Below are 12671 nucleotides of genomic sequence, written 5' to 3' on the forward strand. Positions count from 1 at the left end.
CCACAGAGCAGGCCCACGCACGTGACGTCGGCCCGGGTCGCCGCCTGCATGTCCCAGACGGTGTCGCCGACGAACACGGCGTCGCGGGCGGCGGCGTCGGCGAGGCCGAGGGCGTGGCGCACCGGGCCGGGTGCGGGCTTGCCCTCGCCCACATCGTCGGAGCTCGCCGTCGCCGTGATCGCGTCGTCGGCATCGATGGCCCTGCGCAGCGCTTCGAGCTCGGAGTCCTTCGCCGATGTCACGAGCACGACCCGCCAACCGCGCCGGTCCAACGCGCGCAGCAGTTCGGCCGCCGCGTCGAACGGGGGCAGCCGGTCGAAGTACGTGCCGTAGAGGGTGGAGTGCGCGTCGCTGATGGCGGCGTCCTCGCTCGTGTCCCGGTCCTCGCCCAGCAGATGGCCGAGGAGGTCTTCACCCGGCAGGCCGATCGCGCGGTGGACATCGTGCATGGCGAGGGCGTGTCCCGCTTGCCGCAAGGCCTCCCACCAGCAGACGACGTGCAGGTGATTGGTGTCGACGAGGGTGCCGTCGACATCGAACAGCGCGGCACGGTTCATCTCCGCCTCCTGCGGGTCGGCAGCCACCGGGCACCGCCCGGCCGCCGCGCGTCGATCGGGAACATATCGGGCGCCTACCCGCGGCCCGCCACCACACGCCCCGAGGGCTCGGCGTGATGGTTGCCGGACGGGGAGACCTACCGTGGCTACCGTGGGAGGAACGACTCCCGGCGCCGCATCGCACGTCGCCTCTTGCGAGGGGCCGTTTACGGGACGACCCGAAAGGCCTGGGCTGAGCCCTCAGGAGAGGGCAGGGAGGACCTTCTGCCGGTAGTTCTCGAAGAAGGCCTCGTTGTCCGGTCCGATCTGCCCGACGTAGACCTCTTCGCAGCCCGCGTCCACATAGGCGCGGACGGCGGCGATGTGCTCTTCGACGTCGTCGCCACAGGTCACGTTCTCAGCGATCCGCTGACGTGTGACCAGTTCACAGGCCTGTTCGAAGTGAGCGGGTGTCGACAGGATCTGGCAGAGCTCGCCGGGCAGGTGCTCGGACGGCCACAGCCGGTGCACCGTGTCGACGGCCTTGTCGCGGTCCTCACCCCAGCAGACCTTGACTCCGCCGACCACGGGCTTCCCCGCTCCCCCGGCCTCCCGGAAGGCCTCGATCACCTCATGGTCCGGGCTCATGACCACGAGCCCGTCCCCGACCCTCCCTGCCAGGTCGGCGGCCTTGGGGCCGAACCCGGACACGTAGACGGGGGGCGGGGTGTCCGGGACGGTGTAGAGCCGGGCGTTCTCGACCGTGTAGTGCGCGCCCTTGTGACTGACGAGGTCGCCCGTGAAGAGCTCCCGCATCACCTCGATGGCCTCTTCCAGCATCTCGGCCCGTTCTGCGAACCTCGGCCAGCGGTCGCCGTGGATGTGCTCGTTGAGGGCCTCGCCCGTTCCGACGCCAAGGGTGAAGCGGCCGTCGAGGAGAACGCTCGACGTGGCTGCCGCCTGTGCGGTCACGGCGGGGTGCAGGCGCACCGTCGGGCAGGTGACCAGGGTGGTGACCGGCAGGTTCACCGCCTGTGACAGCGCGCCGATCATGGACCAGACGAAGGGACTGTTTCCTTGGGCGTCGTTCCAGGGGTGGAAGTGGTCGGAGATCGCGAGGCGGGTGAAGCCCGCGTCGGCGGCCCGGCGGGCCTGCTCCAGAAGCTGCGTCGGGGTGAACTCTTCGGAGGCCAGGAAGTATCCGAATGCGGTCATGAGAAACGCTCCTACGCCGTTGCGGATGCGGATATGGGAATCGCTGGAGGTGCGGGACACGGGTACGGGCACGTACGGTCCCACTGGCGGGTACCCACGGCCGCGGCCGCGTATCGACATGATGCGCAGTGAGGAGAAACCGCATACGACCCCGGTGCGGCTTACGCTTGTGATCGATCGGTTGGATCCGCCGTGACCGGGTAACCGTTCCACGAAGCGTGGCACCTGAGTGGGTTTCCGCGCTCCCGAGAGGAGAAGTGGTGTCATGCACTCGTTCGCCCTACCGCTGATCCCCACGGAGGAAGGCGGGCTCCTCATCCCGGCCGAACAGGTGACGGCCCTGCTGCGGGGGCTGGCCTCCGACTGGGAGAGCGCGGCGGAGCTGGACTCCTCGGCAGCCGACGCCGAAACGGTCCTGGCCCTGACGGAGGCTCTCACCCAGCTCGCCGATCAGATCGACGCGGAGTGCATTGCCTGCGCCTCGGCGGCCCAGGGCTGATGAACGCGGGCAACACGAACGCGACGCAGGCGACGGCCGGGGCCTGAACGAGTACGGCGAGACCTGCGCGCCCGAAGCCCGTGCCCGCCTGCGCGATGCTCCCCGCGCCGCTGTATCCGCTGCTGGCACCGCGCGCCGTGCTGTCCCCACCGGTCCGTGCGTCGACCACCGCCGTCACGGCGCCCCGCGCGCCCTTCGAGGGCCGGCTCCGAACCCCCTGCCGCGCGCACACGTCCCGGCGGGCGACCACACCCGGCTCGCCGACGGTACGTCGGCGCCGCCCCGTCGCCTCGGGGCCCGGCCATGGCGCTCCTGGAGGTCCCCGGGACGGCCGGGACGGCTCGCGCTCGCTCGCCTGAAGCTTCCGCCCTTCCGCCGCCGTGCTCGTCGCTCGTCACCCGTCCCTTGCACGGGCGTTCGGTCAGCTGGAATGCGGCCCCGGCGGCGGGGTAGGCGCGACGCCAGAGCCTCGGTGAGGACACCCGACCGATACAGGAGGACACATGGGACACGGCGGCGACGTCATCGCAGAGCTGACCACCGACCACCACGAGGTGGAGGACTACTTCAAGGAGATCCAGGAACTGCCCTCCGGGGACCCCCGAAGGAAGCGCGTCGCGGACAAGCTGACCATCGAACTGGTGCGCCACTCCGTCGCAGAGGAGACGTACCTCTACCCGGCCGCGCGCACGTACCTGCCCGACGGCGACTTCATCGTGGACAAGGAGCTCGACGACCACGCGGCGGCCGAGCGGATCATGAAGGACCTTGAGGGGTGCGACGCCGACGACCCGCGGTTCGACGGGCTCGTCGACAAGCTGATCACCGAGATCCGCGGGCACATCGCCGAGGAGGAGGGCGTCCTCTTCCCCCGCCTGCGCAGTGCCTGCTCACCGGAAGCGCTCGCTGAGCTCGGCGAGAAGGTGCGCAGCGCCAAGAGGACCGCTCCGACCCGCCCGCACCCGTCCGTCCCGAACGAGCCTCCGGCCAACAAACTCCTCGCACCGGGGGTCGGCCTCGTCGATCGTCTACGCGACGCCCTGAGCGGTCGCGGCAAGGACTCCTGAAAGGCGAGCGGCATGGTCACCACCACAGGCACCCCTCCGAACGATCCCGTTCCGCCGAGTCCCACGCCGCCTCCCGGCCCTGGGCCGAGTCCGCAGCCGGGCCCACTGCCCGGGCCCGTACCGGCACCGGGCGGACCCGATCCCGAGCCTCCCGAACCGCCGCGGCCTGAACCCGATCCCCTCCCGCCGCCCGCCCCGCGGCCTGATCCGCATCCCCGGCCGGGCCCGCTTCCGGGGCCAATGCCGGCGCCCGATCCCGTGAGCGGTGTCGACGATGCCGGGGACGGAGGTCCCCGCCAGTCGAGCGCGGCCGTGGGGCACGCCGGGGCGTGAGACAGCCGCGTGCGGCGCGGAACTCGCGCCGTACGGTCCCTACCGGGGCTGGGGCGTCATCCGGCACCGGCGTCGTCGGAATCCCCGCTCTCGCCGGGCTCCTCCACGATGTGCATGGCCGCCTCCTCCGCCGAGGCCGCCCCACCGTTGACGCCCACCTCGTGGGCGACGACGGAGATGTGGCGCACGGGACCGGTCTCGTCCACGGACACCAGCCGTCCGGCCCGTACGGGACCGGACCGCGGGGCGTCGGCGCTCTCGTCGGCGAACTCGTTCCACGTCGCCCCGTCGCCGTCGGGCTCGGGCACCTCGCGGGCGAGGCGCTCGTCGAGGGTCTCGCCCGTGTGCCGTCCCTCGGCGGTGGTGGCGGGATCGTTGACCGCGTAGGGCCGCTCGGGCGGCGAGTAACCGGTGTCGAGTGTCTCGTCGAGGGTGGGCTCGTCCAGCGCGTTGTCCATGTCGGGCGCCGCCTGGGCCGGGTCGTCCCCTTCGTGTGGTTGGTAGACCTCGTCGCCGTGCGACTCGGTACTGCTCATGGGGGTCTCCCCGGGTCACAGGTCCAGCACGACGGCGTAGACGAGGAAGAAGAGGGCGAAGATCACCGCCAGTACGACGATGATGGCGAGCGGGCCCACGGCCCACCCTTTCTTGAGCGGCCGGTACGGCCCGGCGCCGGTGCCGGTACTGGACTCGCCAGGCGGCGTCTCCCCCGGCGGCACGCCACCGCCCGGTTCCAGTCCTGAGACGACACGGGGATCGGGGTCCGGGTTGCTTTCCGGTATTTTTCTGGTCATACCTGACCCCTCCCCTTGATCGGCGCCGTCATGCCTCTCGGACCGATCTGTTGTAGCGCGCACCCCGACCCGTCCGTCACCCTGCATGACAGGACAGCGTCCACCACCGGCATGCCGACGACGGGAGACGGGCCCAGGGAGCGGCGATCCGCCGGCCGGCGGGCAGGAGCCAGGGCCCGCCCGGGTCGGCGGCGCTTGCGGGGCCGAACGCGCGCCGCATGATTGTCACCGGACCCGGGAGGGGCGGCGTGGCCCCGCGGAGGCAGCCGCCCGAGTCAGCCGCCTCCGCCCCGGACCGGTCCAGGCGCCCTTCGGGCGCGGGGGACCGAGCGGTCACCCGCTGTCAGTAGTAGTGCTTGCGGCCGCCCACGGCGTGGCCCACGGATCCCAGGATCCAGAGGATGACCCCGACGACGACCAGGATCAGGCCGATCGTCCAGAGGATCGATATCCCCAGGAGGAAACCGATTACCAGGAGAATGACGCCGAGAATGATCATTTTTCTCTCCGATCCGGAACGGTGCACGGCGCGTGGCGGGTGCCCGGGCCACATGGCCGATTCCTACCGAAAACCGGCGGGTACCCGGTTCCGCCCCCTTCATGCCGGTGGGACGCACCAGAAATCGTCGTGATCACCGAAGTTGCCGTGTCGGGCGCGGAGAGTGGGGTAGGACGTCCTCCCGGGGGCCTGCCCGTGTGGGGACGTCCTGCGGAGACCTGCCGTGCGCGCGAGAAGGAGACGTTGCCGTGGTGACGGAGGAACGAACCACCTGCTGCGTGGTGGGAGGCGGGCCCGCCGGAATGGTGCTGGCCCTGCTGCTGGCCCGGGCCGGGGTGGAGGTGACCGTACTGGAGAAGCACGGCGACTTCCTGCGCGACTTCCGCGGCGACACCGTGCACCCGTCCACCCTGTCGCTGCTGGACGACATCGGCCTGGCGGAGCGCTTCGCCCGGCTGCCGCAGCGACGCGTCACCTCCGTGCAGCTGCCCATCGGGCCGGACCGGTCCCTGGTCACGGTCGGGAACATCGGGGCGCTGCCCGGCAGGTACAACTACATCGCGATGGTGCCGCAGTGGGACCTGCTCGACCTGCTGGCGGACGAAGCGGCCCGGGAGCCTTCCTTCCGGCTGCGCACGAGCACCGAGGCGACGTCCTTCCTGACCGAGCGCGGACGGATCACGGGTGTGCGGTACCGGACCGCGGACGGGGGCACCGGCGAGCTGCGGGCATCCCTGACGGTTGCCTGCGACGGCCGCGGCTCTTTGGCCAGGGCCCTGCCCGAGCTGGGGCTGGAGGCCTTCGCGTGCCCGATGGACGCCTGGTGGTTCCGGCTGCCGCGGCACGAGGAGGACCCCAGCGGGCTCCTGGGCGGCGTCGGCGACCGGTTCTTCACCGCGCTCATCGACCGCGGTGACTACTGGCAGTGTGCCGCGCTCATCCCCAAGGGAACCGATGCCGGGCGCCGCGCCGAGGGCCTGGAGACCTTCATGACCCGGTTCACGGGGGCCGTCCCCTGGCTGACCGGCCGGGCCCACGCCGTCACCTCCTGGGACGAGGTCAAGCTGCTCGACGTGCGGCTCGAGCGGTTGCGCCGCTGGCACCGCCCGGGGTTGTTGTGCATCGGTGACGCCGCCCACGCCATGTCGCCTGTCTTCGGCATCGGCATCAACCTCGCCGTGCAGGACGCGGTGGCGGCGGCCCGCTACCTCGCGGGTCCGTTGCGCGAGGGCACCGTGGGGCTGCGGGACGTACGCCGTGTCCAGCGGCGTCGCCTGCCCACCACCGTGGCCACCCAGGGCCTGCAACGCCTCGCCCACGCCCAGGTCATCGAGCCGATTCTGTCCGGCACTGCCGCGTTCGGCGACCCCGGGCGGGCGAAACGGCTGACCGAGCTCGTCACCGGATCCCGATGGCTGAACCGGCTGCCGGCCTATTTCCTCGCCTATGGGGCCCTGCGCGAGCGGCCACCGAAGGAGTCGCTCCGCTGACCTGCCGCCCGGGCATGGCCGAAAAGGAACGTATCGGAAGGGTACGACATATACCCTCACTCCCAGAGCACGGACGACATGCTTCGGGAGGCTTCATGAATGAGCAGCCAACCCTTCTGCCCTACGCCGATGCGGCCTTCGTCACCAACCCCTTCCCGCTCTATCGGCAACTGCGCGAGGACGGCCCGGTGCGCCGCGTCGTCGTCGCGGGCGGCCTGGACGCCTGGCTCGTCACCCGCTACGAGGACGGCTTGGCGGCGCTGTCCGATTCCCGCCTCAGCAGCGACGTACGCGACGCCTCCGACGCCCGAATGCTGAGCCAATTGCCCGTGACGGAACGGGAGTCGATGCTCAGCAATATGCTCCGCAGCGACCCGCCCGACCACACGCGCCTGCGCCGCCTGGTCTCCCAGGCCTTCACCGCCCGCCGCGTGGCCGAGATGCGGCCGCGGATCCAGGACCTCACCGACCGGCTGCTGGACGCGGTGCTCCCGGCCGGCCGGGCGGACCTCGTGGCGGCCCTCGCCCTGCCGCTCCCGGTCACGGTGATCAGCGAACTGCTCGGGGTGCCGGTGGACGAACGCCGCGACTTCCAGCACTGGACCGACCGCATGATCAGGCGCGGTGCGGAGCCGCCGGACCCCGCCGTGGTCGACGAGGCGTGGAAGCACATGCGCGCCTACGTGACCGACCTCATCCATGCCAAGCGGGCCCGCCCGGGCGAGGACCTGCTCAGCGCGCTCGTCACGGCGCGGGACAGGGAACAGCGGCTGACCGAGGACGAACTGGTCGCCATGGTGTTCCTGTTGCTCGCCGCCGGCTACATCACCACCGTCAATCTGATCGGCGGCGGCATCGCCATGCTGCTCGCCCATCCCGACCAGCTCGACCGGCTGCGCGCCGAGCCCGCACTGCTGCCGAACGCGATCGAGGAGTTCCTGCGCTACGACGGCCCGGTCAGCCCCGGCATCGCCCGGTTCGCCCGTGAGGACGTCGAACTCGCGGGAGTGGCCATCCCGCGCGGAGCCACCGTTCTGATCGGCTCTGCCCTCGCCGACCGCGACCCGGCCCGGTTCCCCGACCCCGACCGCCTGGACATCACCCGCCAGGACAACGCCCACCTCGCCTTCGGGCACGGCATCCACTACTGCCTGGGTGCGCCGCTGGCCCGGCTGGAGGGCCAGATCGCCATCGGCACCGCACTGCGCCGGCTCCCCGGGCTCGCCCTCGCCGTACCTCCGGAGGAGATCCCCTGGCGCCCCGGTGGCCTGCGCGGCCCCGAGAGCCTGCCGGTGACCTTCCGCGCCGGACGCTGAGCCGTTGCGTCGGCGGCCGTCCGTACCTCGCACCCGGTGCGGGGCCGCACCTGCCACCCGTACGCCGCGCGGGCCCCTCAACCGCCGTCCGCGGAGAAGTGCTGGTAATCCGGCGGGCGCCAGCGGCCGCCCCAGTACCAGCCGACCTCTCGGAAGGCCCGGGTGAGGACGTCGTCCGGGATGATCATCCCGGGGCGGGTCCGGCCGCGGTCCAGATGCGGGCGGCCGTTGGGCGGATGGCTCGTGCCCTGGACGTCGACGTACGGGTTCTCGACCGGGTTGATGTCGATGGCGTCGCCGTAGGAGTGCCGCGACAGCCGTCCCGGGTCCCCGGTGACCCGTCGGCAGTTGAAGGCGGAGGTGTTGTCATCGGCCATCGCCGCGAGGTCGCTGCCACCGTAGGCGGTCATCACGCGCATGCGGCGGATCGGAAAACGGGCGGCGAACGCCTTGCCGAAGACCTTGAGCACGGGGGCGACCGCGTCCTCGTGGACCACGAGCTCGCCCCGGTGCACCTTGCCGTCGAAGCCCCAGTGGTTCATCCGCACGAGCCGCAGCCGTTCCGGGGGCACCGGACACCCGTCGCGGAGGGTGGCGCCCAGTTGCTCCCGGGTCACGGCGGTGACGTGCGCGGACAGTCTGTGCACCTCGGGTCTCGGAGCGAGCTGGAGGTGCGACTCGGGCATCACCGCCGTGCAGGAGAGCGAGGACGCGCACAGAGCGCCGACCAGGGCGACACCGGCGAGTCGATGGCTCACCCCTCCACCGTAGGCACGCTCGGCCCGCAGGGCATGCGGGAGCCACCCCGGCCATGCGGCAGCGCGCCGAGCCCGCGGCCCCTCACGTCGCCGCCGCCATGGCACGCCGGGTCCCTCGAACATGCTCCCGACGCAGTCAACTTCCGTTCGGCACAAGGCGATCGTCCTGCGGCGCCTGGTGCCCGCCGGCACGGACCGAGGGCGTATCGTGCCCGCATGCCCGCTGATCCGATCCGTATCGTCTCCCGCGATTCGCCGATGGCCCTGGCCCAGGTGGAACGCGTCCGCGCCGAGCTCGCCGCGCTCCACCCGGGCATCAGGACGACCGTCCTGCCGGTGCGGACCACCGGCGACAAGTGGCTGGGAGACCTCTCGCAGGTGGAGGGCAAGGGCGCGTTCACCAAGGAGGTCGACGCCGCGATCCTCGCCGGTGAGGCCGACCTCGCCGTGCACTGCGTCAAGGACGTCCCGGCCGACCGTCCGCTGCCTGCGGGAACCGTCTTCGCGGCGTTCCTGGAACGCGACGACATCCGCGACGCCCTGATCCACCCGGAGGGGCTCACCCTCGACAGCCTCCCGCCAGGTACCCGCGTCGGGACCTCCTCCGTGCGCCGTATCGCCCAGCTCGCCGCCGCGTACCCGCACGTGGAGTGCGTACCGATGCGCGGGAACGCCAACCGGCGCCTGGACAAGCTCGCCGCCGGTGAGGCGGACGCGCTCCTGCTCGCGGTCGCCGGCCTCCACCGCATCGGCCGCGCGGACGCCATCACGGAGATCATCGCGGTGGACACCCTCATGCCGCCGATCGGCGCCGGCGTCCTCGCGCTCCAGTGCCGGGAGGACGACACCGGACTCATCGACACCGTCAGCGCCCTCGGCCACTCGGACACGCACCGCGAGACGGTAGCCGAGCGGACGCTCCTTCACGTCCTGCAGGGCCACTGCAACAGCCCGATCGCGGGGTACGCGCGGGCGGAACGCGGAGGGGATCTCTCCCTCCGCGCCTGTGTGTTCTCACCCGACGGCAAGGAGGCTCTGAACGCGCACGCGTGGGCGGGCCGCCTCGACCCGGCCGCCCTCGGCACGTCCGTCGCCGTCGCCCTCCTCCGCCAGGGTGCCCGGGAGCTGATCGACAGCATTCCGCACTGACCCGGCCCCGTAAGGGTCCGTGCGTCCACCGGACGAACCCGGTGTGGCGCGGCCGTGCCCGGCCGGGCCTCGGTACCCCGCACTGCCCAGACCCCCGTCCAGGACAGTGCGTTCACCGGGGACCGACCGGCATCACGCCGAAGCCGGCACCGAAGCGGCGAGCGCGAAATCGTCTCGGGTCAACTCCACGGACACTCCTCGTGCAACGGATCAGCGGCAGGTTCCCCGCAGGGAAGTCGCCTTCGGACAGCGGCTCTCCGGTGCGGCGCAGCGACCGGCGGTCCGGCCGTCCGCACGCCGCGAGAACGATCACCACGCTACGGCCGCGCAAACCGCCGGGCCCAGGGCAGCTCACGCCAGCCAGGGGACCGTCCGCGCCAAGGGGGGACCCGACCCGCCACGTTGGGGACATCCGACGCCATGCAGGCCGGATGATCTGGTAATTCCTGCTGGTCTATGCTCAGCCCCCGTGATCACGCAAGCACACCAGGGCACCACCTCCTCGGCCATCACCCGGCTGAGCGTCACCGCGGCGCGCCTGTCCGGCGTACCCGCGCACGGGTACGCGCACCTGCCGGGCCTGGCGCCCGAGCATCTCGACGACGACCTGTGCCGGACGCCCGCGGCCACGGGCATCCGCATCGCGGAACTGACGACCGTCCACGTTCCCTGGACCGAGTTGTCGCTGCTGCTGGCCGAGCAGTCGGGCATCGGCACCCTCGGCGTCTGGGATTACCTGATCACCTCGGCGCCCACGCCGCTCGAAGGGATCCGGGACGCCGCCGCCTACCTCGCGGTGGTGGCCGACCCCGGCACGGACACCTTGCGGATCACGGAGGACGGCGAGCGGATCGTCATCAACCACGTCAACGAGGCGGATCGGAGCTACGAGCCGGCCTGCGCGATCCGCGCGTTCGCGCTCGGCCTGTACCAACGGCGGCTCAGCGCCGCCGCACAGCGCCGTCTCGTCCCCCTCCGTGTCACGCTGGCCGCCAGGGCACCCCGCCGGCACGACGCCTTGACCGAGCTGTACGGCACCGCCGACATCGAGTTCGAGGCCCCGAGCAGTTCCCTCACTTTCCTCGCCTCCGACCTGGCCGTACCGACACCGCAAGCGCAGCCCGGGCTGTCGAACGTGCTGCGAAGACACGCCGATCAGACCCTCGCCACCGCGATCCCGCTGCACAACTGGCTGGACCTCTTCCGCACCGCGCTGGCCTCCGTCCACGACGAGACCGTTCCCACCCTGCCCGCGGTGGCACGGCGCATGGCCGTCAGTACGCGGACCCTGCAGCGCCGCCTCGACGAACACGACACCACGTGGAGCGGCGAGGTCGAGGCCGTGCGCCGGGACCGCATCACACGGCTGCTCCACGGCACCGACCTCAGCATCGACGCGATCGCCGCCCGCAGCGGCTACGCCGACGCGCGCGCCCTGCGCCGGGCGATACAGCGCTGGTACGGCACCACGCCCGCCGCCCTGCGCCGAGCCGGCCGCGCGGACCTGGCCGGCGCGTCCGGCGAGCCCGCCGCGGAAAGAAATGGCCCGGTGGCGCGGCCCCTGACCGCCGTGTCGCCCGGACGGCGCGCTGCCCGCCCGCCTGCGGGGCAGGGCCGCCGGCCGGCCCTACGGTAGGCGCCATGGCCCCTGACGAGACGCCCCCGGCCGGGTCCCCCGGCGGCGCCGCTCCCGGAGCGGACGACGAGCAGGCCTTCGATCGCGATCCGCGGTTCGCCGCCGCGCGGCTGAAGGAGCGCCTGTACGCCACCATCGTCATGATCTCGGTGGTGATCGGGCTCGCGGGGTCCGACCACCTCGGCGCCACGGGAGCCGCCGCGACCGTCCTGACCGCCGCGGTGGGCCTCTGGCTGGCCGCGCTGGTCGCGGACCAGCAGGCCCACCGCGTCGTCCACGGCCGGCTGGCGACCGGCCACGAGCTGCGCCGCATGCTGTCCGTCAGCAGTCCCCTGCTGCTGTCCGCCGCGGGACCGCTGGTCCTGATCGGCGCGGCGGCGCTCGGTCTGATGGAGGTGGACACCGCCCTGCTCGTCTCGGCCGGCGTGAGCGTCGCCGGGCTGTTCACCTGGGGCTGGTACGGCGGCATCCGCATGGGGAGCGGCACGGTCCTGGCCCTGCTGGCCGGCACCCTGGACGCGGCCGTCGGCACCGCGGTCGCCTTGGTCAAGGCCGCCGCCGGCCACTGATCCCCGCCCCGGTCCCGCCCAAGGGCTGTCCCGCACCGCCGAGGACGCGAGAATCTCGGTCGCGCCGTAGCGTGGAAGCATCAAAGGCACTCCGCGGTGAGGGGCGATGCGCCATGACCTGGGCTTCGTGGACGACGACTGGAGTCTTCGCCGGACGAGGCGGAGTACGCACCGACGAGGCGGGTGTCCTCAGCGGGGACCTGACCGTGCACACCACCTGGTCGAGCCCGGAAGCCCAGGTGGCGGTGCAGTACACCGGTGGCTCGGACTGGTTCACCGTGACCGGCAGTCCGGTGCGCTGCGAGTCGGAGGAGTTCAGCCGCCTGCTGCACCAGGCCGTGGTGGATGCCGTACGCGCCGAGGGGGCGGCCACGGTCCCTCAGGACCTGCCGGAAGGCGTCCCGCGGATTCCGCGCGCGCCGGCTTCCTGATCGTCTCCCGCGCGGCGTCGGCGACCCCTTAGCCGTCGGCCCCGCCGAACCAGATGGGCAAGCGGTCGAACAGATCCTGGTCGTCGCCGACCCATGCCACGTCTCCTTCTCCAGCACGAGCACGTGCACCCCGTGCAACCTCAACTCGCACGCCGGCATGAGACCGGTCGGTCCGCCGCCGACAACGATCACGTCGATCATCAGAAATCCCCCATCAGCACGTAGCGCGGAACCTGTATGCCGATATGGGCATACAGACTTCGCGAATCCCAGATTTCGTTATGTTCTGGGCTTCGGGGGGGGAAAGAGTACACCGCCGGTGGTGGTGACGGTGACGGCCACCGTGTCGGAGACGCCGTCGTCGGCCTCGGCCTCGCCG

Annotated in this window: 14 protein-coding genes; 7 read left to right on the forward strand and 7 right to left on the reverse strand. The window is 71.9% G+C overall.

The window, feature by feature from the left end; all coding sequences use genetic code 11:
- Together ACWGIU_RS13940 and ACWGIU_RS13945 are read right to left on the reverse strand one after the other, a co-directional pair.
- A partial coding sequence (locus tag ACWGIU_RS13940; RefSeq protein ID WP_453705500.1) for an HAD family hydrolase occupies positions 1 to 557 on the reverse strand: 557 nt, incomplete at its 3' end.
- Positions 558 to 797: 240 nt separating this feature from the next.
- Positions 798 to 1751 carry a TIGR03557 family F420-dependent LLM class oxidoreductase gene (locus tag ACWGIU_RS13945; RefSeq protein ID WP_453705502.1) on the reverse strand — a complete coding sequence of 318 codons (954 nt, stop codon included), beginning with the start codon at positions 1749 to 1751 and terminating at the stop codon, positions 798 to 800.
- Positions 1752 to 2016: 265 nt separating this feature from the next.
- Here ACWGIU_RS13945 and ACWGIU_RS13950 point away from each other — a divergent pair, with 265 nt between their 5' ends.
- Both ACWGIU_RS13950 and ACWGIU_RS13955 read left to right on the forward strand, forming a co-directional pair.
- Positions 2017 to 2250, forward strand: a complete 234-nt coding sequence (locus ACWGIU_RS13950) for a DUF6213 family protein (protein ID WP_453705504.1) — start codon at positions 2017 to 2019, stop codon at positions 2248 to 2250.
- A 503-nt stretch (positions 2251 to 2753) separates the two neighbouring features.
- A complete protein-coding gene (locus tag ACWGIU_RS13955; RefSeq protein WP_453705506.1) occupies positions 2754 to 3317 on the forward strand; it encodes a hemerythrin domain-containing protein in 564 nt (187 codons plus the stop codon).
- A 389-nt stretch (positions 3318 to 3706) separates the two neighbouring features.
- Here the strand turns inward: ACWGIU_RS13955 and ACWGIU_RS13960 are convergent, their stop codons facing one another.
- The 3 genes from ACWGIU_RS13960 to ACWGIU_RS13970 form a co-directional block, all read right to left on the reverse strand.
- A complete protein-coding gene (locus ACWGIU_RS13960; RefSeq protein ID WP_453705508.1) occupies positions 3707 to 4186 on the reverse strand; it encodes a DUF5709 domain-containing protein in 480 nt (159 codons plus the stop codon).
- Positions 4187 to 4201: 15 nt separating this feature from the next.
- Complete coding sequence (locus ACWGIU_RS13965) at positions 4202 to 4444, reverse strand: DUF6480 family protein (RefSeq protein WP_453705510.1); 243 nt, start codon at positions 4442 to 4444, stop codon at positions 4202 to 4204.
- 343 nt (positions 4445 to 4787) lie between these two features.
- The gene (locus ACWGIU_RS13970) at positions 4788 to 4943 is read right to left on the reverse strand and encodes a DUF6131 family protein (protein WP_453705512.1); all 156 of its coding nucleotides are present in this window, start codon (positions 4941 to 4943) and stop codon (positions 4788 to 4790) included.
- 302 nt (positions 4944 to 5245) lie between these two features.
- On the opposite strand from ACWGIU_RS13970, the gene ACWGIU_RS13975 reads away from it, so the two are divergent.
- Both ACWGIU_RS13975 and ACWGIU_RS13980 read left to right on the forward strand, forming a co-directional pair.
- Entirely contained in the window at positions 5246 to 6433 is a 1188-nt protein-coding gene (locus tag ACWGIU_RS13975; protein ID WP_453705527.1) for an FAD-dependent oxidoreductase, read from the forward strand.
- 95 nt (positions 6434 to 6528) lie between these two features.
- On the forward strand, positions 6529 to 7749 hold the full coding sequence (locus ACWGIU_RS13980) for a cytochrome P450 family protein (protein WP_453705514.1): 1221 nt from the start codon (positions 6529 to 6531) through the stop codon (positions 7747 to 7749).
- A gap of 77 nt (positions 7750 to 7826) precedes the next feature.
- On the opposite strand, the gene ACWGIU_RS13985 is transcribed toward ACWGIU_RS13980, so the two are convergent.
- Positions 7827 to 8507, reverse strand: a complete 681-nt coding sequence (locus ACWGIU_RS13985) for a M15 family metallopeptidase (RefSeq protein WP_453705517.1) — start codon at positions 8505 to 8507, stop codon at positions 7827 to 7829.
- A 216-nt stretch (positions 8508 to 8723) separates the two neighbouring features.
- Here ACWGIU_RS13985 and hemC point away from each other — a divergent pair, with 216 nt between their 5' ends.
- The 3 genes from hemC (at position 8724) to ACWGIU_RS14000 (ending at position 11861) form a co-directional block, all read left to right on the forward strand.
- Positions 8724 to 9656 carry a hydroxymethylbilane synthase gene (gene hemC, locus ACWGIU_RS13990; RefSeq protein ID WP_453705519.1) on the forward strand — a complete coding sequence of 311 codons (933 nt, stop codon included), beginning with the start codon at positions 8724 to 8726 and terminating at the stop codon, positions 9654 to 9656.
- 469 nt (positions 9657 to 10125) lie between these two features.
- Positions 10126 to 11292 (forward strand): AraC family transcriptional regulator ligand-binding domain-containing protein, encoded by a 1167-nt coding sequence (locus ACWGIU_RS13995; protein WP_453705521.1) that lies wholly within the window; start codon positions 10126 to 10128, stop codon positions 11290 to 11292.
- A 5-nt stretch (positions 11293 to 11297) separates the two neighbouring features.
- Positions 11298 to 11861: a hypothetical protein gene (locus tag ACWGIU_RS14000; RefSeq protein WP_453705523.1), complete on the forward strand. Its 564-nt coding sequence runs from the start codon at positions 11298 to 11300 to the stop codon at positions 11859 to 11861.
- 80 nt (positions 11862 to 11941) lie between these two features.
- Here the strand turns inward: ACWGIU_RS14000 and ACWGIU_RS14005 are convergent, their stop codons facing one another.
- The gene (locus ACWGIU_RS14005; RefSeq protein ID WP_453705525.1) at positions 11942 to 12493 is read right to left on the reverse strand and encodes an FAD-dependent oxidoreductase; all 552 of its coding nucleotides are present in this window, start codon (positions 12491 to 12493) and stop codon (positions 11942 to 11944) included.
- Positions 12494 to 12671: the final 178 nt, after the last annotated feature.

Source organism: Streptomyces sp. NPDC054840 (assembly GCF_053611065.1).